Consider the following 26,621-nt stretch of genomic DNA (forward strand, 5'->3'; position numbering starts at 1 on the left):
CAGTAGCAACAAGGTATGATAAATTAGCCCGGAATTATGCAAGTACACTGGCCTTGGCTTGCTGCCTTATATGGCTGCCAATGTGGGTTGGCTAAATTATGAACAGCAAAGATCAACAGGCCCTAGTATAAAAGTGGCTTAACTTAATTAATACTCACGTTAAAAGGTAGTTTTACATGAAAAGACAACAAGGCTTTACCTTAATTGAATTAGTTGTAGTGATCATTATCTTAGGTATCCTTGCTGTTACAGCAGCACCTAAGTTTATTAATTTACAAGGTGATGCTCGTGCTTCAACTTTGCAGGGACTTAAAGGCGCTGTTCAAGGGGCGAATAGTTTAATTTATTCAAAAGCGGCTTTAGCAGGTAAAGAAACTGGCGCCCAAACTGTAACGTTAGACTCTGGTAGTGTTTCTGTTATCAATGGTTATCTGCGAGCGCAGAAAGCTGTATTAGAAGCGGGTATGGACATCAAGTTTGATACAAAGGCTACTGGAACAGCTGCTCAATCGGCTGAGGCTGATTGGATTATTGATGCTACTGCTTCAACATCCAGTTCAGCTGGAACAGCAAAAATTTATGCACATGGCGCCCCAGATAATTGTTTTTTTACTTACACTGAAGCAAAAGCGGCTGTTGTTGGTACTGACGGCACAATCACAACTCCAGCGGAACTGCCAAAATACTATATAACTGCTACAGGTTGCTAAATATTCAATTTAAAAAAGGCCTGCCTAGCAGGCCTTTTTTTTAGGTGAAATGCGGTTCTTGTATGCGTCGAAATAAATGAATCTGGCAAGAATTTACGACATTTATTTGCGTTAATCATATAGTTGGCAGAAACTGAACCTAGTAATTAAAATCAGCATTTAACGAGAGTAACGCTTAAATTATCTATGTCAAAACAGGCAGGATTTACCTTAGTAGAATTAGTGACGACCATTATCTTGATTTCGATTTTGGCTGTGACTGTCTTGCCGCGTCTGTTTACTCAATCATCCTATAGCGCCTATAGCCTGCGTAATGAATTTATCGCTGAACTGCGCCAAGTGCAGCAAAAGGCCCTCAATAATACCGATAGATGTTATCGCCTAGCCGTATCGAGTTCAGGTTATCAGGCGATTCAATTTGCCAGCCGTGATAACAGCGGTTGCACTGGGGCGGCGATTTCACCCAATCCACTCTATGCCCAAGCATTCGAAGGTGGAGCGAGCCTTGCGTTAGTGAGTAATGGTGCCAGTGGCTTTAATATTGATTTTGATACAAATGGCCGGCCCTCGTTAGGTTGCAATGGCAACTGTATCAAAGTCACCGCCAATGAGACTGTGATCATCAATATCTCTAGCGAGGGTTATATCTATGCCAATTAGCGCTAGAGGTATTCGATTAAGCCCGGTTCACCCTCGGGGATTTACCCTGATTGAGTTAGTGGTCGGCATGTTAGTGATCGCCATTGCCATAGTGATGCTCAGCAGCATGTTATTTCCCCAAGCGGATCGCGCGGCGAAGACCTTACATAGGGTGCAAAGTGCTGAGCTGGCCCATTCTGTGATGAATGAAATCTGGGGTAAGCGTTACGATGAAAATACCAATGCCAATGGCGGTGTGCCCGCCTGCGGCAGTCCATTAGGCCTGCCTTGCTCAAATGTGATTAATCTCGGACCATTAGAGTGGCAATGGCCCAATGAGGGGGAAAATCGCAACGATTATGATGATGTGGACGATTACAACGGCTTAAATGAAACCGCGACTATGCTCAATTCGAGCCAAACCTATGCCTCTGCTTATCCTAACTATCGTTTAAGTGTCACTGTCGCCTATGGGCCTGCGCCCAATACTAAGCTAGTCACCATTAATGTGACTACGCCGGACAATGAAGTGATCACTTACAATCTGGTGAGGAGCAATTACTAATGGGCTCTTTAACTGCACAGCGTATGCAAGCATCCACACGGGGGTTTACCTTAGTCGAGATGGTCACAGTGATCTTGATTCTGGGGATTCTTGTGGTCGGGGTGAGTAGCTTTATTATTTTTGGTACGCGGATTTTTGTGGAGTCGAGTTCAGTCGATCAGGTGCTCAGTCAGAGCCGTTTTGCCGTTGAGCGAATGACCCGTGAGCTGCGTAGTGCTTTGCCTAATAGTGTACGTCTTAATAGCGATTCGCTGACCTATCAATGTGTTGAATTTGTGCCTATTGAAGCCAGCACCACTTATTTATCTATGCCGATAGCACCGAATGCGACTGCCTTAACGGGAACTGTGATTCTCAATGCGACCGATAAGATTAAGGAAAACCAATATATTTGGATTTATCCTTTGACCGATAGCGATGTCTATAACAGTGCCAGACAAAAGCGGGCACAGATTAAAACTTTTACCCCCCCAGGTGAGCCGCCTAATCTGGCTAATCAAGTCACTCTCACCTTTATGGCGTCAACTCGCTTTGCCGAGGCGTCACCGCGACAACGGATTTATTTTGCTTCGGCCCCCGTGAGCTATTGTTTTGAAAAGGCCGCCGCGAGTAATGAGCTCATATTGCAGCGCTATACTGGGTATCAGTTTAATAACAGCCAGCCTCGCCCTATCGATATGGGGACAGGGGTGTTAATGGCGCAAAGTGTGGCGAATCGTCTCGATAATAGTAATGACTTGCCGTTGATCTTAACGCCATCGAGTTTAGTCAATAATGCTATGGTGCACTTGCAGCCAAGATTTAATGTCAATGGTGAGACGTTCCAATATCGACATCAAGTGCAGGTGATCAATGTTCCTTAATTCACATTGTCGCTCGGTAGGGCGTAACTCAGCATCCAGATCATCACTATCAAGATCAAAATCTTACGCTCTGCCTGTGCGGCAGCGGGGAAGTGCGTTAATCATTGGCGTGTTTGTGATTACCGTGATGTTTCTGCTGGCATCGGCACTGATCAATATTGTTGAAGACGGTGATGTTGGGCTCACCCAAGAAGTATGGGGAACCCGTGCATTAGCGGCGGCAAACAGTGGCGCGGATGCGGCGTTGGCGCAGTTATTTCCACTCGCAGCGGCAGTAGGGGATGTGCCAGCCTGCTCTAGCGTGTCTTCAACTTGGAAAAATATGCCTAATGTGACTGGTTTTCATGCTTGTAGTGTTTCTTTGACTTGTACTGAATATAAGGTGGGCGCAGTGACTCAGTATAGAATTAACAGCACGGCAGTTTGTGAAAGCGGTGATACGCGTGTTAGCCGACAAGTTGAGGTAGAAGCTCGTGGAAACTGATTTTTCGGCTGTAATGATTAGGCGTCAGTTATTTAAATTACTCATTATTGTGACATGCCTCGTTTTTTCTTCTTTTTCATCTGCGTTAAAAGCCGATTGGAGTAATACCTTTATTGCGGGGGTTAACAATTATGATGTAAGCGGCACTATAACGTTTAATAGCGCATACTTGTACAACGCTCCCTATGATGGTTTTTTCTCTATATACAGTTCATTACCCACCCGTAATTATAACCAAGGTGGTTACTGGGCTGATTTTTTATGCGTGCCTTCTAATGGGTCAGCTCGATTCTGTCGGGCTAGAAATTATGTTGCGAGTCTACCGTCAACACGCTTGGATTTTGGTCAGTGTAAGTCTTCCAGCTCAGTGGATATTGGTCCTCCAACTTATAATAATACGCAGATTGATATAGTTCAGGGTGAGTATAAGAACGTTCTTTTAGAGGATGACTCCGATAAAACAATTCGATTTGTAAGCCCTAATGGTGTGTACAAAATGAAATCGTTGACGGCTACCTCTGGGAGAATTGTACTGTCAGCAGGTCAGTATTGGATTGAAAACTTAGCGATAAATGATGGCGTTACTTTAGTTTTTCCTTCTACGGGTACAGTGTCATTTTTTATTAAAAATGATTACACACACCATAATTTAAATATTGTTGATAAAGCTGAAAATTTTCTTATTTATAGTTATTCAAATTTCACACTTAATGGTGGTGCATCTTTAAGGTCTTATGTGGTTTCAGAGAAAAATGTCATTCTTAAGAGAAGTTCTAGTTTTAATGGGGCTATCACAGCAAAAAATATCAGCTTAGATGGCAATAGTAGTGTTTGGTTTGATGATAAAGCATCTAATATTGATGTGGTTCCAAATTGCGACCCTGCACCCGTTCTCCAGTGTTTTAAAAGTATGTTAAGCGATGATTGGATTGCCTCTACCAGTAGCGGCACTTTTACTCCCTCGGTGAGAAATGGGCGTTTGCGCCTAACTGAAGCGAGGCAAAAACAATCTACCGCGTTGACTTATCAACGTCTTTTTCCTGGTGCCAATAATCTAATCGAGATCGAGTTTGATCATTATGCCTATGGGGGAAATGGCGCAGATGGTATTGCCCTTGTACTATCAGATGGCGCAATAACACCGCAGCCAGGTGCATTTGGTGGTCCTTTAGGTTATGGCTTTAAAGCTGGAATCAATGGCTTTGCGGGTGGTTGGCTTGGATTGGGGATTGATGAATTTGGTAACTTCTCCGGCGAAGGCGGTGACGCTGAGACTAATATTGGGCAGCGGCGCCAATCCGTTGCAGTACGGGGTTCTGGTGTTGGAACATCGGGATATCGTTACTTACACGGTGCCTGTAATGATGGCAAAACAAATGTTAATAGTAATTGCTTATCGCCAACCGTTGATAGCAGTAGTAATAGTGCGACATCAAGATACAAAATCACCGTTGACTCACGGACTACGGGTCAGGCTGTGGTTAAAGTCGAACGGAATACTGGTTCCGGTTTTCAGTCCTTAATTTCTCCTTTCAACGTAGCCACAGAAAGAGGCCAAGCGGCGATTCCGAGTGATTTTTTATTGTCATTAACTGGCTCGACGGGGGATTACTATAACAATCATGAAATCGATAATATTCAAGTCTGTGCTTTAAAAGCTAACCCTATTGGCGCACAAATCGATCATTTTGAGTTTGATCATACGGGTCAAGGGCTGACTTGTAGTCCTGAAACGGTCACTATCCGAGCTTGTGCTAATGCGAACTGTAGCCAACTGTTTACCGATCCAATAACGGCCACTTTACTGCCTGACTCAACGACAGATGGCGTATGGGTTGGCGGTAACCCAGTTAGTTTCAGTAATGGAACGACACAATTGCAGCTGAGACGAAATACACCTGGAGTCACGACGTTAGGAGTCAAGGGCTCAAACCCAACGACCAAAGCCTTAAGTAAGACGCTTTGTCGTATTGGCAATAGTGCATTAAGCGAGAATAATTGTTCTCTGATTTTTGCTGATAGTGGTTTTATTTTTGACGTGCCTGATAAGGTGGCAAATAAAGCCGTTAATGTTTCAGTAAAAGCGGTTAAAAAATCGGATACCACTCAACAGTGTGTTGCCAATTTTAAAAGCCAGACTAAAAGCGTTAGTTTTTGGAGCACCTATGTGACGCCAAACTCACCTATTTCTCCGCAAGCCGTCACTATTAATAATACGGCTATTGGTAAAGTTAGTACTGCAGCAAAACCCGTCAATATTGTGTTTGATGCTAGTGGCACAGCAACCATTGCCGTGAATTACCCTGATGCAGGCAAGTTACAGTTAGATGCACAATATACTGGGACAGGCGATGAACAGGGGTTAGTGATGATAGGCTCTGACCAATTTGTCAGCGTACCTGCTGGGTTATGTGTCAAACCTGTCGACGCCAGCGCCAGTTGCCCAAGTGCGGATATGAGCTGTAATGCCTACCGTAAAGCGGGACAGAATTTCGGTATGACGGTTCAGGCAATGGCTTGGGAGAAAGATGGCGATAAGGACTTTTGCTCGGGCAACTTATCTACGCCTAACTTTAGCGATCAAGCCATGCGGCTTGCTAGTAAAGTCGTTGCGCCAAGCATTTCCAGTGGTGGCCATGATGGCGCATTAGGCGTGGCATCCTATAGCCACTCGGCACAGGCCAATAATCTCAATACCTTAACTAATCAGACGATTAGCGAAGTGGGGGTATTCCAAATTGCGGCGCAGGCGAGCCCTAATTATTTAGGGACGGCAAGCAGTTTAAATATTCCAATTGGCTATTCAGCCAATATTGGCCGTTTTGTGCCTGACAGATTTTTAGTCAGTGACATATCTGTCATACCTGCCTGTGGCGGCTTTAGCTATATGGATCAGTTGTTCCCTATGTCGATGAAGCTCAGTGCTTTAAATATCGCGGGGGATATAACGAAAAACTATTTCCCGCCATTCTCCCTGGCTACTGCCAAATTAGTGGGAGAAAACAACAATAATGGTGTCGATTTACAGAGTCGCTTAAGTGCCTTACTTATAAATGCTGATAGTTGGGATCAAGGCGTGGCGATGGTCGATGCTTCTTACCGAGCTAACTTTAGTCGGGTGACCCCAAATGTGGCGACGAATTTGTATCAAGATGGTCCTTTCGAATCATTTGATATTGGCGTGCAATTGATGGATAACGATCCTCATCCCAATAGCATTTATTCCTATGTCGCTTCGCCAGATATGGATGCGACAACGACGGGCAATTGCACTAACTGTAGTTCTAAGAAAATCAGCACTCAAATCTTGCGTCACGGCCGTGTGGTGATGGATAACACCTATGGTCCTGAGACAGAAATACTGCGTATGCCGACTCGGGCCGAATATTGGAATGGTAGCAGTTGGGTATTGAATACCAACGATAGCTGCACTTTCACCACCTATGGCCTTGCTTCTCAGGTTGATAATGCTGGTCTTGGCTACAACTTTGATCCTGACTTAGTGGCGGGGCAAAGTGTTGTACGTTCTGGCGGGACTGCAACATTCCAAGCTGGCCAATTTGAGTTGCTCTGGCAAGCTGTAACCTCAACTGGTGCGCCATACCGCGGTCAAGTGACTGCGCCCTTTGATGTGCCGACATGGCTAGAATGGTACTGGAATTGGAATGGTGTATCACCAACAGATCTTACTGATCCGCGGGCAAGTGCGTATTTTGGCCGTTATCGTGGTCATGACAGAATCATCTATTGGCGTGAGGTAAACTAATCTAAGTGATTTCAGTCATTAGATTGAACTGAGTCTTTCGTATTGATTGGGCGTCAGTTTCATTTATTGAAGGTCGATTGAAACCCTAGCGACAGATTCTAAATGCAATTTCTGAGTTTGACATTTGTTGTTGGTTTGTATGTTTCTTCGTTTTCGGTTGTCGATATTTTCGTCAATAAACAGTATTTTCCGCTTAAATACTGTTTTTTAGAGGACGATTTGAAAAAAAATCACTTCATTAGCGATTGTTAACCTCCTCGGTCTTGTGGAATCAGGGTGGCATTGATAAAGTTAGCTGATTTTTCTTTTCTTCTGACTCCACAGAATACAGGCTAGTTACATGTTTAAGAAGCTACGCGGCATTTTTTCTAATGATCTATCGATCGATTTGGGTACAGCTAACACATTAATTTATGTTCGTGGCGAAGGCATAGTGCTCAATGAGCCTTCTGTTGTTGCTATACGTGGTGAGCGTGGTGGCTCCGGTCAGAAATCTGTTGCCGCGGTCGGCACAGAAGCTAAACAAATGCTCGGCAGAACGCCTGGCAATATCCAAGCTATCCGCCCAATGAAGGACGGTGTAATCGCTGACTTTTATGTGACTGAGAAAATGCTGCAGCACTTTATCAAACAAGTGCACAACAATAGCTTTTTTCGTCCAAGTCCACGGGTTCTAGTGTGTGTGCCGGTAGGTGCTACTCAAGTTGAACGCCGTGCGATCCGTGAATCAGCCATGGGTGCTGGTGCTCGCGAAGTATATTTGATTGAAGAACCTATGGCTGCTGCGATTGGTGCGGGTTTACCTGTATCTGAAGCGACGGGTTCTATGGTAGTGGACATCGGTGGTGGTACCACTGAAGTCGCGATTATTTCGCTGAATGGCGTAGTGTATTCGTCTTCCGTCCGTATCGGTGGTGATAAGTTTGATGATGCGATCATCAACTATGTTCGCCGTAACTACGGTAGCTTAATTGGTGAAGCCACGGCTGAGCGTATCAAGCACACTATCGGTACTGCTTATCCTGGCGATGAAGTGCTAGAGATCGAAGTCCGCGGCCGTAACTTGGCGGAAGGTGTACCTCGTAGCTTTACACTGAACAGCAACGAAATTTTAGAAGCCTTACAAGAGCCATTATCTGGCATCGTAAGTGCTGTGATGGTGGCGTTAGAACAATCTCCACCAGAATTAGCTTCAGATATTTCTGAGCGCGGTATGGTGTTAACTGGTGGTGGTGCGTTATTGCGTGATTTAGACCGTTTATTAATGCAAGAAACCGGAATTCCAGTAATGGTGGCGGACGATCCATTGACCTGCGTAGCACGCGGCGGTGGTAAAGCCCTCGAAATGATTGATATGCACGGCGGCGATCTGTTCTCCGAAGAAACCTAATTTAACTTCGGTATAGGGCGGTTAATCACCGCCTTAGCTTTCCTATGAAGCCAATTTTTGTTCGTGGTATTTCAAACCAATTCCGTCTGACACTGGCAATTATTTTGTCGGTGGCTTTGCTCGTGGCCAATCATCGCCTCGATCCTGTTCGGCAAAACCTCTCCTCTGTCTTTAGTCCATTACAGTATTTAGCCAGTATGCCAGGCGCAGCGCTCGACTGGTCATCTGAAAGTTTTGCCACCCGTAATATGTTGGCACTGCAGAATAAAGAACTGCTCAGACAACAACTGCTAATGAGTGAACGCTTACAGCGTTTCGAACATTTACGCCAAGAAAATGAGCGTTTGCGGGCATTGTTAGGCTCACCCGCCTATCTGGATTCGCGCAAGATGGTGGCCGAAGTGCTAGAGGTCGCCAGCGATCCTTTCCATCACTACGTGGTGTTGAATCACGGTTCTCGTAGCGGTGTATTTGTAGGTCAGCCAGTGGTGGATGCGCAAGGTGTTGTCGGCCAAGTGGTGCAGGTCAGTGAAATGACCAGCAGGGTGCTATTGCTCTCCGACGTATCACACGGTTTACCTGTGCGTATTACCCGTAATGATGTGCGCCTTGTCGCCAATGGTACGGGTGAGCTTGATGAGATAGAACTGCGCCATGTGGCCAAGAGTACCGACATTCGTGTCGGCGATTTATTGGTGACTTCAGGCTTAGGCAATCGCTTCCCCGAAGGTTATCCCGTCGCACGGGTATTGGAAGTCTTGACTGAAGACGGCCAAAGCTATGCTCGAGTTACTGCTCAACCACTCGCAGCGTTAGATCGTATTCGTTATGTGTTGTTGATTTGGCCGTCTCCCGATTCAGGTGTGACCTTGCCAAATCAGCCCACAGCTCCTGCTGCGGATCAATCGCTTAGCGAAGAGGCATCAAAAATCGGCAGCGCAAGCCCTGCTGAAGGCACATCTGCAGAGACGACTAAGCCTGTGACGACACCCGCAGCCACTGTGGCCAAACCGGCAACGGAAACCACTCCTTCAGCGACTGAGGTGCATCGATGAGCTTTCAAGCTGCCAATGGGCGCTTTATTGTTTGGGTGACATTATTTATCGGCGTGATCAGCCAGATCATGCCTTTACCGAGTGCGGTTGATGCTTGGCGTCCCGACTGGTTGTTGATGATTGTGCTCTACTGGTCAATCGCATTACCCCATAGATACAACATCTTAACCGCTTGGGTGTTAGGCCTAGTGTTAGATATTTTATTGGGCGCTACTTTAGGCGTGCGCTCTTTAGCTATGTCTTTGGTGATTTATGTCGCCATCTTGCATTGCCAGCGATTGCGAAATTTCCCTAAATGGCAACAGTCGTTGGTGATCATGTTGCTCATTTGTATGTATCACTTAGTGATTTACTGGGTCGAGTTTGTCATGCAAGAGGCGGTGTTCGATACCGATCTATTCTTACCTGCGATTTCGGGACTCGTGATCTGGCCTTGGATATTTTGGATTCTACGTCGGGTTCGACGTCATTATAAGGTTCGCTAACTGTGGATTTAGTTTTAGCTTCAACTTCGCCACGTCGCAAAGAATTATTGGCTCACATTGGACTCGGTCGTCCTGAGTTTTGTTTCACGCAAGTGGCGCCGGATATTGATGAAACCGTGCAGCAAGGTGAAGCGCCAAGGGATTATGTACGCCGTTTAGCCGTCGAAAAAGCCCATGCTGGACTGGCATTATGCGCAGATATGTCACAGCCTGCTGTATTAGGTTCTGATACTATCGTTGTGCTTGAAAACCAAATATTAGGCAAACCGCTGGATGTGGCCGATGCTAAGCGTACGCTCAGTGAATTATCTGGCCGAACGCATACAGTGATGACCGCTGTGGCGCTGACTTACCAAGCGGATGCAGATTTAAGCTTCAAAACCTCAGTGCGCTTAGTCGAAACACAAGTGCGTTTTTGCGCTTTATCGGCCGCCGATATTGACGCTTATGTCGCTTCACAAGAGCCAATGGATAAAGCCGGTAGTTACGGTATCCAAGGACTTGGCGGTTGCTTTGTGGCTGCGATTGAAGGCAGTTATTCTGGCGTCGTGGGTTTACCTTTGGTTGAAACACGTGAGTTGTTAGCCGAGGTTGGGCTGATTTAACGCCTTGTTACTGGTATTGCGGCTTGAGGTTAGAATGAACCTTGTGGAGGTTTTAGGCTCTTAATCGAGTATCTCCATGAAGTTACCCTTAGCCTTGTTCCTTTATTCGGTTTTCATGCTTAGATAGTGGGTAACTTCTAGTTTGTAACTTCGATTAATTAATCTAGTTTCCCGAATGGGGTGAGTCGTGAATACCAGTCGCTTAAATCCAAATAAAATACAGCGCAAGATGGGTTCAGAATTACTGATCAACGTAACCCCCTCTGAGGCGCGCGTAGCCTTAGTTGAGCATGGCGTGCTGCAAGAAGTACACATTGAACGCCGCATGAAACGGGGTTTAGTTGGCAATATTTACAAAGGTAAAATCAGCCGTGTGTTGCCCGGTATGCAAGCCGCCTTTGTCGATATTGGCTTAGATAAAGCCGCTTTTCTACATGCTTCCGACATAGTGCCGCACACTGAATGCGTTGCCGATGTTGAGAAAGGTCATTTTGTTGTCCGTGATATCGCCGAATTAGTCCGTCAAGGACAAGACATTATGGTGCAAGTGGTTAAAGATCCGCTGGGCACTAAGGGCGCACGCCTGACTACCGATATCACTTTGCCTTCCCGTTATTTAGTCTTTATGCCTGGCTCTAGCCACGTTGGCGTTTCCCAGCGTATCGAGCTTGAAGAAGAACGCAGTCGCCTTAAACAAATCACTTTGCCCTATGTCGATGATGACGGTGGTTTTATTATCCGCACCGCCGCTGAAGGCGTGGGTGAGGATGAGTTATCCCAAGATGCGGCGTTTTTAAGGCGTGTTTGGTCAAAGGTCAGTGAGCGACGTAAGCGCAGCGGCGTGTCTTTGTTATATCAAGATTTAGCCTTACCCGTGCGGATTGTGCGTGACTTTGTCGGTACTGAACTTGACCGTATTCAGGTCGATTCTCGCCGTACTTTTGCCGAGTTACAGTCCTTTGCCCAAGAGTTTATGCCTGAGATTGCCGAGAAGATTGAGCATTATTCAGGGCCTGCGCCTATTTTCGATCTCTACGATGTGGAGAACGAAATTCAACGCGCGCTTGGTCGTAAGGTTGAGCTCAAGTCTGGCGGCTATTTGATTATCGATCAGACCGAAGCCATGACGACTGTGGATATCAATACCGGCGCCTTTGTCGGACACAGAAATCTTGAAGAAACCATTTTTAATACCAATCTCGAAGCGACCCAAGCCATAGCGAGGCAGTTACGTCTGCGCAATCTCGGCGGCATCATTATTATCGATTTTATCGACATGATGACGGCGGATCATAAGGCTCGGGTGCTCAGTAGCTTAACCAGTGCTTTGTCTAAAGACAGAGTGAAAACCAATGTGAGCGGTTTCTCTGGCTTAGGTTTAGTTGAAATGACCCGTAAACGAACTCGTGAGAGCTTAGAGCACGTGGTTTGCGGCGAATGCCCCGCCTGCCATGGCACGGGCAGCATGAAGACGGTGGAGACGGTTTCTTATGAGGTATTTCGCGAAATCATCCGCTTAAATCGCGCCTATGATGCCGATGAATTCCTGTTGTACTGTTCGCCTGCCGTGTATCAAAGCTTACATACCGATGAAAATCATCTGATTGCTGAGCTTGAGGTTTATATCGGTAAGCGTATCCGTTTGCAAAATGAGCCTATGTACTCACAGAACAAATACGATGTGGTGATGATGTAGTGGCAGCACCTTTTACTGCAAAAAAACTAAGTCGTTTTTGTTGGCAATTTATCGCGTTAATCTTAGTGCTATTTGCGCTTGCAGTGAGTTTGATCCGTGGCTTATTGCCGCAGGTTGATGGGGTGCGCCAGCAACTGGTTGATTACGTAAAAAACGAATATAAAGTTGATGTGCAAGTGGGGGAATTATCCGCTCACTGGCAAGCGTTTGGTCCGGCAATTAACATAGATAATTTAGTGATCCCGCCGCAGGAGCAGCTACCTGTCACCCTGATTATTAAGAATGTGCAAGTGAAGTTAGATTTTTGGCAATCGCTGCTGACCTTCACGCCGCGTATCGAAGATGTCAATTTTGATGGTGTCCATATCGCGTTAAACATGGACAAGCTGACCGAAAATAATCCTGCCGCAACCAATAAAGCGCCGCAAGTTGATTGGCTCTATGCATTATTGCTCAAGCAACTCGACAGATTTTCGTTAACCCATGCCACAGTGCAGCTGCTCAGCTTGCGCCAAGAGTTTCGCCCGATCCATATTCGCCAGCTAAATTGGCGCAATAACGGCGAGCGTCACCGCGGTGCAGGGGAACTGTATCTTGATGATAATGCCTCTGAGCATGAATCTCTGGGATTACAGTTAGATCTCAATGGCGATGGCGCGAATCCCGACAGCTTAACGGGGCAGATTTATCTGGCGGCGAACTCATTAGACTTAGGTGAGTGGGCATCGCGTCAGCCTAATCCCTATGATGCGAGCAAAAAATTACCCTTAGAAGGGGTCGTTAATCTTAAGGCTTGGTTTACGTTTGCCGATCGCAGCATCAGTTCTGCCATGGTTCATTTTGAGCCGAGCTGGTTGCAATGGACCTTAAAGGAAGTGCCACAACGATTTGAAATCCAAGCGGGTGATATCGTTTGGCAGCCAAAGGATTCAGGCTGGAAAGTACAGAGCTCAGGGCTTGAATTTGTCACTAACGGTGAGCATTGGCCGCAGTTAATGCTGGCGGCTAAGCGTCAACATGACGAATTCTTTGCCTATGTGAATCAAGTTAACACTCAAAACCTATTACCCCTGTTACCGCTATTCCCCGGAGTCGATAAAGCCATATTACATCAATGGCATGCTTTATCGCCTGAAGCCAGTATTGGGCCCATTCGACTGTATCAAAAGGCCGATCAGCCTTTGCTCGCTACTTCTGAGGTGAAACAGTTACATTGGCAGAAGGTCGACGGTATCCCCAATACTCATCCTTTAGATCTGAACTTACATTGGCAAGACAAGACGCTGTATTTCTCTTTGCCTGCACAAGTTTATAGCGTGGATTTTGGGGATGAATTTTCGGCGCCACTCGTCTTTAACGGTGCGGCAATTGATGGTCAGTTCAATACTGCAGAGTTGAGTTTAAACGTGCCGCAGTTGCAGCTTGAGAACGATGACATAGGCTTAGATGCTGCGCTTAAATTGGATTTCAGTGCTGCGGCGCATATGGCGCTGGCCGCTAATGTTCATATCAATAATGTCGCCAATGCCGACAAGTATTTCCCCAATAAGGCGATGGGCGAATCGCTGGCTGAATATTTGGATACAGGACTTAAAGCGGGTCAGACTCAAGATGCACAGGTCGTTTGGCGTGGTCCGTTAAACGGTTTCCCCTTCGATGACAATAGCGGCGTGTTTCAAGCGGCATTTACTTTAACGGATGCCCAATTCCAGTTTCAACCCGATTGGCCTGCGGTCACAGACTTATCCCTTAATGCTTTGTTTGAAAATGCTCGTATGGATCTTTGGCTCAACCAAGGCAAGCTAATGAACGTGGATGCCACGGGGGCCCATGTATTTATTCCCGCGATTGGCGAACACACTCTGCTGAGGATTGAAGCCGAACTTGCCACCCAAGGCAGCGCGGCGACTAAGGTGTTGCAAGCCTCACCTTTGGCGGGTTCAGTGGGTAAAACCTTAGATGTCGTGCAAGTACAAGGCGCTGTGACTGGTAATTTGGATATCAGTATTCCGCTGTATGACGGAGGCGCAGAAGATATTCGTGGTCAAATTAGTTTTGATAACACGCCCGTGTATATTGCCCAGCCCGGATTGCAGCTCAATGGCGTAACGGGTATCGTCGACTTTGCAAATGAGGTGGTGACAGGTAAAGGGATTAAAGCGCGTTTGTTCGAACAGCCGCTCAACTTAACCTTTGATACTCAGCCTAAAGGCAAAGATTTTAGCCTTAATCTTTCACTCAAAAGTCGTTGGGATCTGAATCGTCTCCCCGAAGCATTGCATAATCCTTTGAGTGATTTCTATCAGGGTAAAATCAGTTGGGACGGCGCTATGACTATGCTGTTTACTGAAAAAGGTTATCAAATTCAAGCCAAAGTAACTTCGGATATGGTTGGCACTCAACTGTCATTCCCGGGATATTTTGCCAAACCCGAAGATGAGCCGCGGCCTTTAGTCGCTGAGTTTATTGGCGATCAAAATGATGCGACCTTAGATGTCAAACTGGCGAGTCATGCCGAGTTTATCGGTGGGTTTGATGCTGAAAAAGGTGCTAATTTCAGTTATTTTGATTTGTTATTGGGGCGTTTATTCGATGAGGATGAAGCCCGAAATACTGAGAAAGGTCATATTCAAATTGACCTTGGTAAGGCGAAACTAGCCGACTGGTTACCTGTGATTAATGCCTTTGTTGGCCAAGAGAAATTACCTAAAACCGGCATCCTCGTCGACGATATCGCCCATGACAGTTTATTCCCTGCGGTGGCGAGTATCGATTCCCATATTGGCCGCCTCGACCTTTTAGGACAACAGCTGACCGAGCTTAGGCTCAATGCGAAACCCAATGAAACGGGCTGGCGTTTTAATACCGTTGCCAACGAATTTGACGGCTGGGTCGATTTCTATCCCAACTGGCGAACCCAAGGCCTCAAAGTTGTGGCGAGCAAATTCTATTTTTCACCCGAGGTTAAGTCGGATACCGATGCCGATTTTGCCAGTGATCAAGTGCTCACTAACCTGCCACCCGTGGCCGTGAATGTGGAGGATTTTCGTTTCTTCGATAAGCCTTTTGGCAAGCTAGTCTTGCAGGCGAGCCCCCAAGCGGCAGGCTATAAAATCCAAACGTTGTCGTTGACTACGCCCAATGTCAATTTGCAGGGCAGTGGCATTTGGCAGCAACAGGCAGGGCAGAATAAAACTGATTTGAGTGTTGAATTGAACGCCACTCAGTTTAATTATCTCTCGGCTCAGTTGGGCATAGATCCCGGCGTCAATGAAGCGCCATTAAAGGTTAACGCGGATTTATCTTGGCAAGGTGCGCCTTATGCTTTCTCCCTTGAAACCTTAAATGGCAAGGTGAAGTTCGACTTAGGCAAAGGGCATTTATCTCAGGTGAGTGATAAGGGCGCACGCATTTTCTCCCTGTTCAGCTTAGATTCTCTGGTGCGTAAACTGTCGCTGGATTTCACCGATGTCTTCGGTCAGGGGATGTATTTCAACTCCTTCAATGGCAATCTGCAAATTGATAATGGCGTGGTGAAAACCACTGATACCGAAATGGATGCGATTGCGGGCAATATGAAGGTCCGTGGCTATACGGATCTCACCACTGAAAGTTTGAATTACGATATCCGCTTTGTGCCACAATTGGCCTCGAGCGTACCGACAGTGGTATTGCTCAGTACCAGTGCCTGGACGCTCGGTCTGGGCGCATTTGCCCTGACAAAAGTGCTTGAGCCTGTGATTGAAGTAATTTCAGAAATTCGTTTTCGGGTGACCGGCACTATGGCTGAACCTGTGGTTGAAGAGCTGGAACGTAAGAGTAAAGAGATTGAAATTCCTGAGGCTATTCTACCTGTTGTCGGAGTTGAGCGCCCAGCGGCGCCAACCGAAGCCGCAAGTCATAATACCGATATCACTCAGCCGGTAGAAGCGAAATCGACCGAAGCTCAATCAACAGCAGCTAAGCCAACTGAAACTAAGTTAACTGAAGCTCAGTCAACTGAAGTCAAACCAAGCGACGCTAAATCTGAGCCACAGCTTCAAGAAGCACAATCAGAAGCGCTTGAGCCACAAGCAGTTAAGCCTCAAGAGGCCAGAACTGAAGAATCAAAGTCAGAAGAGCCAAAGCCAGCCACAGATCAAATTAAAGCGCCCGATTTAAAGTTAGTGCAACCTCAAGCAACGCCTTCGCCTGAAGCGCCGAACATGCCTGCCACACCAGAGAATCAGCCAGCAGTAGAACCGATTAAGCAAATTCAGGGAGATCAGAATGCACATCAGCCTGTTGCAATGTCAGAGCAGTCGCGACGTCAGCGCCAATCTGCTGTTTATCGAATCGCAGCTTAACGAACTCAAACGGGATGCCGATGCGCCCCATTTAGTCGTGTTGCCCGAATGCAGTTTACTGTTTGGTGGCCACGAAAGTCAGCAACTCGCCTATGCGGGTGATGCTCATCAGAGTCCGCTCAAGTCGGCGTTAAGTGCATTGGCAGCCAAATATCAGGTCTTTATGGTGGCTGGCACTATTCCGGCGTTGGCTGAGGATGGCCGCGTGTATAGCCGCAGTTATCTGTTTGATGATAAAGGTGATACTTTAGGGTATTACGATAAGCTGCATCTCTTTGATGTGGATGTTGCCGATGGTACAAAACAATATCGTGAGAGCGAAACCTTCTGCCCCGGTGATCACATTAGCGTTATCGATACACCTTTTGGCAAAATTGGCCTAGCCATCTGTTATGATTTACGCTTTCCCGACTTATTTAGGGCGATGCGTCTTGCGGGTGCTGAGATCATTACCTTGCCGTCGGCCTTCACTAAAGTTACCGGTGAAGCCCATTGGCAAGTATTGCTACAGGCAAGAGCCATTGAAACCCAATGCGTTATTCTTGCTGCAGCTCAGTGGGGACAGCATAACGAAGGCAGTCGTGAAACCTGGGGGCAGAGCATGATAGTCGGTCCTTGGGGCAACATTTTGGCCGAACGTAAAATGGGTACGGGTTGGGTGCAGGCTGAGGTCGATTTAACCGAACTGCACAGTATTCGCCGTAAAATGCCCGTGATGCAGCATAATCGTTTCCTTGAGCCAAGCTTGAAATAACCGCCCGCACTGGCGAGCGGCAATACCGAATTAGACAGCGATTTACGTACAGAATTAGTACCGCGAATTTACACTCAGAATATCAAGATCCCTTGGGGTCAAAGAGAGCATAGATGCCATTTTTAGCACAAGTAGAGCAAAGTTTATTGAAGAATGGGTTAGCGTTAGAGGGGCTGCAAACCTATCTAAACACCATACATCAGCACAAAATCGATTATTCCGATCTCTATTTTCAAGGTAGTCGCCACGAGTCTTGGGTGCTCGAAGACGGCATCATTAAAGACGGTAGTTTCCATATCGAACGCGGTGTAGGCGTGCGTGCGATCAGCGGTGAAAAAACCGGTTTCGCCTATGCCGATGATATTACGCCAGCAGCTCTAAGCGCTGCCGCTCAGGCCGCCCGTGGCATTGCCAGTGCCGGTGAGCAAACTCAGGTTCAAGCCTTTAAACGTCAAAAAGCCTTGGCGTTATACGACAGTTTAGATCCGATTGCGGCAATGGAAGAAGTCAAAAAAATCAATCTGCTGAAAGAAGCCGATGCTTTTATTCGCAGTTTAGATAGTCGCATTATTCAAGTGGTTGTTAGCCTTGCAGGCGTGCACGAAGAAATCCTTATCGCCGCCAGCGATGGCACTTTAGCGGCCGATATTCGTCCTTTAGTGCGCTTTAACTGCAGCGTTATCTTAGAAGAAAACGGTAAACGTGAACGTGGCGGCGCCGGTGGCGGTGGTCGTCATGACTACGGCGTATTAATGGCAAGCGATGACACGGGTTTACCTATGTGTTTCGCCTTTGCCCGAGAAGCCGTGCGCCAAGCGCAGGTCAATCTTAATGCTATCGATGCACCAGCGGGCGAAATGCCAGTGGTGTTAGGCAATGGCTGGCCGGGCGTATTACTCCATGAAGCAGTTGGACATGGTTTAGAGGGCGACTTTAACCGTAAGGGCAGCAGTGCTTTCAGCGGTAAGATGGGTCAGTTAGTCGCCTCTAAGTTAGTGACTGTGGTCGATGATGGCACCTTGCCTAATCGTCGCGGTTCACTCAGCATTGACGATGAAGGTGTTCCGACCCAAAGAACCGTATTGATTGAAGACGGTATTTTAAAGGGTTACATCCAAGACAAACTCAATGCTCGTTTGATGGGCGTTGCGCCAACGGGTAATGGTCGTCGCGAATCTTACGCGCATTTACCTATGCCACGTATGACTAACACCTATATGACGGCGGGTGAGTCGGATCCAAGCGAGATCATTAAGTCAGTGAAGAAGGGCATTTACGCCCCGAACTTTGGCGGTGGCCAAGTGGATATCACTTCGGGTAAGTTTGTGTTCTCCGCATCCGAAGCCTATTTGATTGAAAATGGTGAAGTCACACAAGCCATTAAGGGCGCCACTTTAATCGGTAACGGCCCTGAGGCTATGAGCCAGATTTCTATGGTCGGTAACGATATGGCTTTAGATCAAGGTGTTGGCGTTTGCGGTAAAGACGGTCAAAGTGTCCCCGTAGGCGTAGGCCAACCCACCTTGAAGTTAGATCGCTTAACAGTGGGTGGTACGGCTTAGTATTCGTTGAGCTTGTAGATGCGCGATGGCGATAAGCGTGGTAACTGGCAAAGCTTTGTTCGGCTTTAGGCTCATATTGAAATGTAGCTCATGCTTATTTTCAAGTGCATGAGCATGTTGAGCGCCAAGGAGCAAAACTGAGATAAATCGCCTTAGTCGCTCGGTCGAAGAGTACTAGGTTCGATCCTCTGTGATCGTCCTTCTAGCCGCTCACCATGATGGATGTTATCATTCGCAAAGGAAATTAGAGTAACTACTCTAGAGGTGTTAATGAAACTATCACGTGTGGCTTGGCTGTGTTTACTGCCCTTGCCTTGTTTATTGCCTTTGGCTGGCCATGCCCAGCCCACGAGCTTCACCGACGCTTGGCAACAAGTGCTGAAGGTGAGCGATAAGTTGCAAGCGCAATCCCAGGAAGTTAATCGCGCTAAAGGTGAAGAAGAGGCGGGCGAGAGCTTAAATCTGCCCTCCTTGAGCCTTAATGGCAGTTATACCCACCTCGAAAAACCGATTGAACTGGATCTTCGGGATCTCAATCCCTTAGCCTCCCTTGATCCCGCGACGTTACCACCCGCCCTTGGCGGTGCTCTGGCGAGCATTCCGGGGTCAATGTTTGTCACGCCTTTTACTGAGCAAGATATCTTCCGTGCGAGCTTACAAGCCATGTGGCCGATTTATACGGGCGGGCAGATCACCGCAGCCCAAGGTATACACGCGGCTATGGTGGCTGAGAAGCAACAAGAGTTACAGCTTGCCACCCGTGATTTATTTACCCTGCTGGTGGACAGATATTACGCCGTTGATGTCACGCTGGCATTGGTGAACACCCAAACCGATCTTGTCGGCTCTTTAACTAAGCATGTTGATCATGCGCTAGCGTTAGAGCGAGAAGGCCAAATCGCTAAGGTTGAACGCCTCAATGCGCAGGTCGCGTTAGACAATGCCAAAGTCAATTTAGGCAGCGCTCGCCGTCAACATGAAATGGCAGTTATTGCTCTGTCTCGCATGTTGCAGCAAAGCGATGTTGGCACTGAGTCACCTCTATTTGTCTTGCCGCATGCGCCGTCTTTAGGTCAGCTCACTCAAGTGACGTTGAGCCAACATCCAGCGCTCAAATTGCTCGAAGCCAAGGAAGCGCAGGCCAATGGCTTGGTGTCATTAGAACAGGGCAAGTATTACCCCACAGTATTCCTCTTTGGTAATTACACTCTTTACGAAGACGACAGCCTGTTTTCTCAGGTAGAGCCCGATTGGATGGTCGGCGTCGGCGTTAAAGTGCCCATTCTCAGCCGCGACGGTCGCAGTGGTAAGGTCGAGGCCGCCAAGAGTGCACTCTTGCAAGCCCGTTACACCAAAGCGCAAACGCGGCAAGACTTGAGTCTGTTACTGGACCAAAGCTATCGCCAATTATTACAGGCCGAAGAAGAAGTGAAGGCGCTCGATACCTCACTTGAACTCGCCACCGAAAACCTGCGCCTGCGGGAAATCGCCTTTAATCAAGGGCTTTCAACTTCTATCGACAGAGTCGATGCCGAGCTGAAACTCAGCGCAGTCAAAACTCAACAACTGGCCGCCCGTTATCGTTATGTGCAAGCCTATGCCAGATTAATGGCCATCAGTGGTCAATTAGATGAATTTATCGGTCGTACCATAGCCCTTACCCAAGTGCAGGAGACAAACAATGCGCGCTAACAGAATACTTGCCCTTGTGGCGTTGGTCGCATTAGGCCTTATCTTGGCCTATGGCCTCAAGCTCGCTTACAGTCCGCAGCCGAGTCTGTTGCAGGGCCAGATTGAAGCCCGCGAATACAATGTCTCCTCTAAGGTGCCAGGCCGTGTTGAGCAAGTGCTGGTGCGCCGTGGTGACAGTGTGGCCGAAGGGGATTTGCTGTTCGCCATCAACAGCCCTGAGTTGGATGCTAAGTTGATGCAAGCCGAAGGTGGCCGCGATGCCGCTAAAGCGATGCAGCTTGAAGCCAACAACGGCGCTCGTAGCCAAGAAGTGATGGCGGCCAAAGAGCAATGGCTCAAGGCACAGGCAGCTGCAACGCTGGCTAAAACCACTTATACCCGCGTCGAAAACCTCTTCAACGAAGGCGTGGCCGCAAGACAAAAACGCGATGAAGCCTTTACCCAATGGCAAGCGGCGAAATACACAGAACAAGCGGCATTAGCCATGTATCAAATGGCGCAGGAAGGCGCGCGGGTTGAAACCAAAGCCGCTGCCGCTGGGAACGCCCGTATGGCCGAAGGCGCGGTAAAAGAAGTTAACGCCATTATGCAAGATAGCCAAATGCGTGCGCCTAAGTCGGGTGAAATCAGCGACGTGCTATTGCAGGCAGGTGAATTAGCGCCGAGCGGTTTTCCGATTGTGAGCCTGATTGACATGCAGGATTCATGGGCCGTTTTCCAAGTGCGCGAAGATCAACTTAAGCGCTTCAAGCAAGGCAAAAAAGTTCAGCTGAATATTCCTGCGCTCGGGCAAGATGTGGAATTTACTGTGTCCCATATCAGCGTCATGGGCGACTTTGCCACGTGGCGCTCGACCGAAAGCGGCCACGATTTTGATATGCGCACTTTCGAGATGGAATTGCGTCCAAGCCAGCCGATTGCTGATCTGCGTGTCGGCATGTCTGTGCTGCTGCGCAGTGAGTAAAAGCCGTGACTGAACGCACGCCCAACGCCAATACGGTCGACAAGACTAAGAGTGACTCACAGCCATTGAGCAGAAGCTTTATGGCCTTGCTAATTGCGTTAATTCGCCGTGAGCTTAGTGCCCTGTGGCGCGATCCTTGGCAGTTGGCGCTGATCAGTTATATTCCGCTGATCGGGATTTTCTGCCTGTGGTGGCTGTTCAGTGCCGGCTTACCAAGGCAACTGCCGGTGGCGATTGTCGATCAAGACCACAGTCAATTAAGCCGTATGCTGACCCGTCAGCTGAAGGCAAATCCTGTGACAGAGCCACAGAATTTCACCGATTTAGCCGCGGCGGTGTCGGCGATGCAGCAGGCGAAAGTCTACGCTATCGTGGTCTTTCCCTATGATATGAAGAAAGATTTGCTCACTGGCCACAAGCCCACCATAGATGTGCGCTACAACAGTCAATTTTTGCTGGTGGGTAAGTTACTCTCAAGCCAAATTCAGCTGAGTCTGGGTGACGGCTTGTTGCAAGTAGCGGGCTTAAAACAGCTCGCCAACGGTACACCTAAATCCCAAGTGGCAGTCAATTTAAGCCCAATCAAAAGCCAAACAACGGCTTTGTTTAACCGAAATAACAACTATATAGGCTTCTTAGTGCCGCCAGTGCTCGTTGCGCTGTGGCAGTTATTATCTATGTTGGTCATGGCCAACAGCTTAAATCGAGAGCTGCATTTAGCGCCCACGACTCAGGTCAATGGCATATCGAATACCTTAACCGAGCATTTTTGGCCTAAGGTGCTGGCGAAATTAGTGTTGTTTACGCCGATATTGATGCTGCAGGGCGGCTTTATTTTAGCTTGGCTGTACTTGTATCTCGCGCTGCCGATGGCCGGCAGTTTAGCCCTATTGCTGTTAGCGCAATTAGTGATGTTGCTGGCGGTCTGGAGTGTGGTGTTATTAATCTTTGTGGTAATGCGTGACAGTGCGCGGGTTATCAGTTTTTGCACAGCTTTATTTGCGCCCGCTTTTGCCTTTATGGGGATCACTTTCCCCACCCATGATATGCCGCAATTGGCGCAGTGGTGGCGACAGATAATGCCGTCGAGTCACTATATTGAGTCCCATGTGAGCGTCGTCAGTTACGGCGCCGCTTGGCCGAATGTGGCGAGCCAACTTAGCAGTTATTGGGGCTTTATCTGTTTGCTGCCTTTGATCTATTTGTTATCGCGTAAATTACTGCCCATCACGATCACCGCCAATACTATCGTGACTGCATATGACTCGGACGCAGCTTTACCTGCGAAGGGGCAATAGGATGAACATGTGGCGACTGATGTTAACTGAACTTAAGGCCATTATTAGCGATAAAGCGATCGCAGTGACCTTGTTTGGTGGCGTGCTGTTTTATTCGATTTTGTATCCTTTACCCTATTTAAACCAAGTGCCTACTGAGCAACAGCTGATCGTGGTGGACTTAGATCATTCGTCCTTAAGCCGCCAGTTGATCCGCCACGCCGACGCCAGTGCAAAAATCCAAGTCATAGGCCAAGTCGGTTCGATTACCGAGGCGAAGCGTTTTATTGAGACGCGCAAGGCCCACGGCTTACTGGTGATCCCAGAAGGTTTCCGCCGCGACTTAATGCTGGGTAAGGGAGTGACGTTAAGTTATGGCGGCGATGCCAGTTATTTCCTGATTTACTCCGCGGTTGTCGAAGGCTTAGTGAGCGCGGGTATGGACGCGGGTAAGCAAGTGCAATTGATTGGCATGTTGGCCCAAGGCACAAATCCTAAACAGGCCGAGCAGAACCTGAACTCGATGCACTTAAATAGCGTGCCCGCCTTTAACCCAAGCCTAGGTTATACGCCCTATGTAGTGCCCGGACTGTTTTTGCTGATCTTGCATCAAACCTTGCTCATAGGCACAGGAATTTTAGGGGCAGGGCAATGGCGCCAGAAAGGCTATTGGCAGCAGGTCTCGCCCGTACAACTCTTATGTGGGCGAATACTCGCCTTTATGTTGATTTATCTCTTCTTTACTAGTTTTTACGTCGGCTATTGTTATCACTGGTATCACGTCAGCATTCAGGCGAGTCTGGGTGTTGTCGCGTTATGGTTGTTACCTTTTTTATTGACTACCGCCGCTGCTGGGGTCGCCATGAGCACCTTGTTTACCCGTCGTGATTTACCAACCCAAGTATTGTTGTTGATTTCAATGCCGATTCTATTCGTGTCTGGTTTTGTCTGGCCGATAGCGCTCATTCCTGAACCACTGGTTTTAGGTTCGCAGTTTATCCCTGCCGTACCCGCAATTATGGGGATGTTAGAGCTCAATCAAATGGGCGCAAGTTGGTCTAGTGTGATGCCCAAGTGGCTACAACTCTGGGGCTTATTTGCCGTCTTTTTTGGCTTAGCGATCTTGGGTATTAAGCGCAGAGCGAGATTGTTGGCTGAAGCTAATCAGCTTTGATGGGACTCGCGGGACAGAGCATCTCGCGAGTGTTTACAGGTCTCGTACTTTACAGGGGCAATTTAGGTACTTCCGGAATTAATCTTTAGAAGTAGAGACTTTCTACAATTTTACCATCCACGAGCATATCGCACTTATCACCTGAGCTCGATTTAGTCGCTTGAATGACGCCGGCAATCGCGCCAAATGCGCCGCCTTGACTGCTGAGCACTGAGCCGAAATAGCATTGGCTAGAAATCTTGAAATCCTTGTATTTGCCGCTCAAATGTTGAGTCGGAGTATAAGGAGGGAAAGTGCCTTTCATAACAGAGTCGCCATTCACTGAGAGTGAAATGTTTTTGCGTTCTGTATCAAAACTGCCACCAAAAACTAAGTTAATACCATCGATTTCAACAGTTTTTTCTTGAGCGATAATAGGTGGTTTTGCGGCGCAGGCGGCGAGAAAACAGCTACCAATGGCCAGAGAGATTAAAGTAATTTTACGCATTTCATCTTCCTTTTGATGCGATAAAACAAATGAAGCAGTCGCTTCGCAAATTAAACGGCCCCTGTTTAGTTTTGCCGAACGATTATATCTATATCTGCTTCATTTCCAATAACAAATTTAATACAAATGAAAAATTATCCTGTCTTGAGCTTATCCCTGCTTATGTCGTTAAGTTAACTCTCATCGCGCAGATAGCCAGCAAAGTGCCCTTGTTGGGTTGTCTTCTTATTGGTTTTGGGGGAGAATGCGCGCCGAAAAAATGGCCGAGGTACTCAGTATCTCGGTTATTTTTATTTAGAGAGTATGCGTTTTAAAACAATTGAGGCCGGTAAACATCCGGAAATGATATGAGGTTCGGCTGAACCTATTTTAATGAGGACAAATCAATGGGGCTGTTGTGCGCCGAATTTTCGGTCATTGCCGTAAATCAAGTTGTTGAGTTAGCCATTAAGCCTAAAGTGCTGATGGTGAGTCACATGCCAAAACCAATTGCAGATGCATGGTTAGCTGTTCACCCCTGTGCAATGGGGGCGTGCTCATGAGTCAACACAAACCGGGTTTGAAGCAGACCCTCAATTTATGGCAAGTGGTAGTGATGGGGCTCGCCTATCTCACACCTATGGCTGTTTTTGACACCTTTGGTATTGTTTCTGAGATTACCTCTGGCCATGTGGCTACGTCTTATCTATTCGCGCTGGCGGGAATTTTGTTTACCGCATTCAGTTACGGCCACTTAGTGCGTAAATATCCCTACGCAGGATCAGCCTACACCTACGCCCAAAAAACCTTTAGTCCGAATGTCGGTTTTATGGTGGGCTGGTCGTCGCTACTTGATTATATGTTTATGCCAATGATCAACATGTTGCTGGCAAAAATCTATTTAACTGCCATGTTCCCCACTGTTGAACCTTGGATCTTCATTTTTGCACTCGTGACCATAATGACCCTGCTCAATCTTAAAGGGATTGATTTGGTGGCTAACTTTAATGGGGTGATAGTGTTTGTGCAGATCGCCATTATCCTCGTGTTTATAGCATTAATGGCCTATAGCATTTCCCTTGGTGAAGGCGAAGGTGCGATTGCGAGCGTACGGCCTTTTTATACCGATAATATGGCGATAGTGCCGTTATTTACTGGCGCCACTATTTTGTGTTTTTCCTTCCTCGGCTTCGACGGTTTGAGCTCGCTGACTGAAGAAACGAAGGATGCGCAGCGTGTTATTCCTCGTGCTATCGTGTTGACTGCCTTGATTGGTGGGGTGATTTTTGTCGGCGTGTCTTATTTCCTTCAGCTTTATTTCCCCGATATTTCCCGCTTTCAACAGCTTGATGCAGTATTGCCCGAAATCGCACTCTACGTTGGAGGAAACCTATTTCAGTCCATCGTATTAGTGGCGACTACAGTAGCCGTGTTGGCATCCGGTATGGCTGCCCATGCTGGGGTTGCACGGATTTTGTATGTGATGGGACGGGACAACATGCTGCCACGTAAAGGGTTTGCTTATATCCACCCTAAGTGGCGCACCCCTGCATTTAATGTTTTGTTGGTGGGGGCACTAGCGCTGTCTGCGGTATCATTTGATTTGGAAATGGCCTTAGCCTTAGTTAACTTTGGCGCCTTAGTGGCGTTCACCTTCGTGAACTTAGCCGTCATTGTGCAGTTTTATGTGAGGGAGCGACGTAATCAATCCTTTAAGGATCATCTGCAATACTTAGTATTGCCCCTGTGTGGCGCTGGCACTATTGGGGTACTTTGGGCGAACTTAGAGCCACAGTCTTTAGAATTGGGATTGATTTGGGCTACAGTGGGAGCTTTATATTTGGCCCTGCGTAGCATACGTTTACGCCGAACTGTAGAGTTACAAAATTAGTTGCAGCATAGGATTGTAGAGTCGCAGCTATTGCTAACAATTGACAAGGGTTTGATTGAGGCAGCATAGCCTTCTAATCAAACGCCCAATTGAAAAGACCCGCATTCGCGTAATGCCGATCAGTTAAGACAGATCGCTTGACGATCTCGCTGAAAAGATCAAAATCCGATGACCTCATGTCATCGGATTTTTTTATGCAACTCTCAGAAGCACTCGCCCGCACTCATATTACCCGCC

20 protein-coding genes and 1 pseudogene are annotated in these 26,621 nt (G+C 47.4%); 20 read left to right on the top strand and 1 reads right to left on the bottom strand.

What is annotated here, in order from left to right:
- The 19 genes and pseudogenes from MO387_RS19630 to MO387_RS19720 form a co-directional block, all read left to right on the top strand.
- Positions 1–95 (top strand): annotated as a pseudogene (locus MO387_RS19630) (IS5/IS1182 family transposase); the annotation flags it as partial.
- Between the two features lie 81 nt (positions 96–176).
- Complete coding sequence (locus tag MO387_RS19635) at positions 177–710, top strand: prepilin-type N-terminal cleavage/methylation domain-containing protein (protein ID WP_242326466.1); 534 nt, start codon at positions 177–179, stop codon at positions 708–710.
- Between the two features lie 186 nt (positions 711–896).
- Positions 897–1,370 carry a type II secretion system protein gene (locus tag MO387_RS19640; protein ID WP_242326467.1) on the top strand — a complete coding sequence of 158 codons (474 nt, stop codon included), beginning with the start codon at positions 897–899 and terminating at the stop codon, positions 1,368–1,370.
- A complete protein-coding gene (locus tag MO387_RS19645) occupies positions 1,360–1,914 on the top strand; it encodes a type II secretion system protein (RefSeq protein WP_242326468.1) in 555 nt (184 codons plus the stop codon). The genes MO387_RS19640 and MO387_RS19645 overlap by 11 nt, the downstream gene beginning before the upstream one ends.
- Positions 1,914–2,777 carry a type II secretion system protein gene (locus MO387_RS19650; RefSeq protein ID WP_242326469.1) on the top strand — a complete coding sequence of 288 codons (864 nt, stop codon included), beginning with the start codon at positions 1,914–1,916 and terminating at the stop codon, positions 2,775–2,777. Before MO387_RS19645 ends, MO387_RS19650 begins: the two co-directional genes overlap by 1 nt.
- Entirely contained in the window at positions 2,767–3,261 is a 495-nt protein-coding gene (locus tag MO387_RS19655) for an MSHA biogenesis protein MshP (RefSeq protein WP_242326470.1), read from the top strand. The genes MO387_RS19650 and MO387_RS19655 overlap by 11 nt, the downstream gene beginning before the upstream one ends.
- Before the next feature lie 910 nt (positions 3,262–4,171).
- Positions 4,172–7,027 (top strand): DUF6701 domain-containing protein, encoded by a 2,856-nt coding sequence (locus MO387_RS19660; protein ID WP_242326471.1) that lies wholly within the window; start codon positions 4,172–4,174, stop codon positions 7,025–7,027.
- A 340-nt stretch (positions 7,028–7,367) separates the two neighbouring features.
- Complete coding sequence (locus tag MO387_RS19665) at positions 7,368–8,417, top strand: rod shape-determining protein (protein WP_006083256.1); 1,050 nt, start codon at positions 7,368–7,370, stop codon at positions 8,415–8,417.
- 44 nt (positions 8,418–8,461) lie between these two features.
- Entirely contained in the window at positions 8,462–9,472 is a 1,011-nt protein-coding gene (mreC, locus tag MO387_RS19670; RefSeq protein WP_242326472.1) for a rod shape-determining protein MreC, read from the top strand.
- Positions 9,469–9,957 (top strand): rod shape-determining protein MreD, encoded by a 489-nt coding sequence (gene mreD / locus MO387_RS19675; RefSeq protein ID WP_226059500.1) that lies wholly within the window; start codon positions 9,469–9,471, stop codon positions 9,955–9,957. The genes mreC and mreD overlap by 4 nt, the downstream gene beginning before the upstream one ends.
- A gap of 2 nt (positions 9,958–9,959) precedes the next feature.
- Positions 9,960–10,562: a Maf family protein gene (locus tag MO387_RS19680; protein ID WP_242326473.1), complete on the top strand. Its 603-nt coding sequence runs from the start codon at positions 9,960–9,962 to the stop codon at positions 10,560–10,562.
- A gap of 229 nt (positions 10,563–10,791) precedes the next feature.
- Positions 10,792–12,258, top strand: coding sequence for a ribonuclease G (gene rng, locus MO387_RS19685; protein ID WP_198555671.1), 1,467 nt, complete (start codon positions 10,792–10,794; stop codon positions 12,256–12,258).
- Entirely contained in the window at positions 12,258–16,604 is a 4,347-nt protein-coding gene (locus MO387_RS19690) for a YhdP family protein (protein ID WP_226059502.1), read from the top strand. Before rng ends, MO387_RS19690 begins: the two co-directional genes overlap by 1 nt.
- Positions 16,528–17,358, top strand: coding sequence for a carbon-nitrogen hydrolase family protein (locus tag MO387_RS19695; RefSeq protein WP_226059503.1), 831 nt, complete (start codon positions 16,528–16,530; stop codon positions 17,356–17,358). Before MO387_RS19690 ends, MO387_RS19695 begins: the two co-directional genes overlap by 77 nt.
- 113 nt (positions 17,359–17,471) lie before the next feature.
- Positions 17,472–18,920, top strand: a complete 1,449-nt coding sequence (tldD, locus tag MO387_RS19700; protein WP_006083249.1) for a metalloprotease TldD — start codon at positions 17,472–17,474, stop codon at positions 18,918–18,920.
- Positions 18,921–19,190: 270 nt separating this feature from the next.
- Complete coding sequence (locus MO387_RS19705; RefSeq protein WP_107946452.1) at positions 19,191–20,612, top strand: TolC family protein; 1,422 nt, start codon at positions 19,191–19,193, stop codon at positions 20,610–20,612.
- Positions 20,602–21,576, top strand: coding sequence for an efflux RND transporter periplasmic adaptor subunit (locus MO387_RS19710; RefSeq protein ID WP_107946453.1), 975 nt, complete (start codon positions 20,602–20,604; stop codon positions 21,574–21,576). Before MO387_RS19705 ends, MO387_RS19710 begins: the two co-directional genes overlap by 11 nt.
- 80 nt (positions 21,577–21,656) lie before the next feature.
- Positions 21,657–22,874, top strand: coding sequence for an ABC transporter permease (locus MO387_RS19715; RefSeq protein WP_199908809.1), 1,218 nt, complete (start codon positions 21,657–21,659; stop codon positions 22,872–22,874).
- Position 22,875: 1 nt separating this feature from the next.
- Entirely contained in the window at positions 22,876–24,027 is a 1,152-nt protein-coding gene (locus MO387_RS19720) for an ABC transporter permease (RefSeq protein WP_107946455.1), read from the top strand.
- A gap of 85 nt (positions 24,028–24,112) precedes the next feature.
- Here the strand turns inward: MO387_RS19720 and MO387_RS19725 are convergent, their stop codons facing one another.
- Positions 24,113–24,514, bottom strand: a complete 402-nt coding sequence (locus MO387_RS19725; RefSeq protein ID WP_006083244.1) for a hypothetical protein — start codon at positions 24,512–24,514, stop codon at positions 24,113–24,115.
- 538 nt (positions 24,515–25,052) lie between these two features.
- Between MO387_RS19725 and MO387_RS19730 the strand changes: the two genes are divergently transcribed.
- On the top strand, positions 25,053–26,384 hold the full coding sequence (locus MO387_RS19730; RefSeq protein ID WP_242326474.1) for an APC family permease: 1,332 nt from the start codon (positions 25,053–25,055) through the stop codon (positions 26,382–26,384).
- Positions 26,385–26,621: the final 237 nt, after the last annotated feature.

Origin of the sequence: Shewanella sp. N2AIL, from assembly GCF_022690845.1 — a bacterium.
Classification (GTDB): domain Bacteria; phylum Pseudomonadota; class Gammaproteobacteria; order Enterobacterales; family Shewanellaceae; genus Shewanella; species Shewanella baltica.

What these genes read in the sequence shown, in the direction of transcription:
- MO387_RS19635 (WP_242326466.1), top strand. Translation starts at nt 177, where the DNA reads ATGAAAAGACAACAAGGCTTTACCTTAATTGAATTAGTTGTAGTGATC.
- MO387_RS19640 (WP_242326467.1), top strand. Translation starts at nt 897, where the DNA reads ATGTCAAAACAGGCAGGATTTACCTTAGTAGAATTAGTGACGACCATT.
- MO387_RS19645 (WP_242326468.1), top strand. Translation starts at nt 1,360, where the DNA reads ATGCCAATTAGCGCTAGAGGTATTCGATTAAGCCCGGTTCACCCTCGG.
- MO387_RS19650 (WP_242326469.1), top strand. Translation starts at nt 1,914, where the DNA reads ATGGGCTCTTTAACTGCACAGCGTATGCAAGCATCCACACGGGGGTTT.
- MO387_RS19655 (WP_242326470.1), top strand. Translation starts at nt 2,767, where the DNA reads ATGTTCCTTAATTCACATTGTCGCTCGGTAGGGCGTAACTCAGCATCC.
- MO387_RS19660 (WP_242326471.1), top strand. Translation starts at nt 4,172, where the DNA reads ATGTTAAGCGATGATTGGATTGCCTCTACCAGTAGCGGCACTTTTACT.
- MO387_RS19665 (WP_006083256.1), top strand. Translation starts at nt 7,368, where the DNA reads ATGTTTAAGAAGCTACGCGGCATTTTTTCTAATGATCTATCGATCGAT.
- mreC (WP_242326472.1), top strand. Translation starts at nt 8,462, where the DNA reads ATGAAGCCAATTTTTGTTCGTGGTATTTCAAACCAATTCCGTCTGACA.
- mreD (WP_226059500.1), top strand. Translation starts at nt 9,469, where the DNA reads ATGAGCTTTCAAGCTGCCAATGGGCGCTTTATTGTTTGGGTGACATTA.
- rng (WP_198555671.1), top strand. Translation starts at nt 10,792, where the DNA reads ATGGGTTCAGAATTACTGATCAACGTAACCCCCTCTGAGGCGCGCGTA.
- MO387_RS19695 (WP_226059503.1), top strand. Translation starts at nt 16,528, where the DNA reads ATGCACATCAGCCTGTTGCAATGTCAGAGCAGTCGCGACGTCAGCGCC.
- tldD (WP_006083249.1), top strand. Translation starts at nt 17,472, where the DNA reads ATGCCATTTTTAGCACAAGTAGAGCAAAGTTTATTGAAGAATGGGTTA.
- MO387_RS19705 (WP_107946452.1), top strand. Translation starts at nt 19,191, where the DNA reads ATGAAACTATCACGTGTGGCTTGGCTGTGTTTACTGCCCTTGCCTTGT.
- MO387_RS19710 (WP_107946453.1), top strand. Translation starts at nt 20,602, where the DNA reads ATGCGCGCTAACAGAATACTTGCCCTTGTGGCGTTGGTCGCATTAGGC.
- MO387_RS19715 (WP_199908809.1), top strand. Translation starts at nt 21,657, where the DNA reads ATGGCCTTGCTAATTGCGTTAATTCGCCGTGAGCTTAGTGCCCTGTGG.
- MO387_RS19720 (WP_107946455.1), top strand. Translation starts at nt 22,876, where the DNA reads ATGAACATGTGGCGACTGATGTTAACTGAACTTAAGGCCATTATTAGC.
- MO387_RS19725 (WP_006083244.1), bottom strand. Translation starts at nt 24,514, where the DNA reads ATGCGTAAAATTACTTTAATCTCTCTGGCCATTGGTAGCTGTTTTCTC.
- MO387_RS19730 (WP_242326474.1), top strand. Translation starts at nt 25,053, where the DNA reads ATGAGTCAACACAAACCGGGTTTGAAGCAGACCCTCAATTTATGGCAA.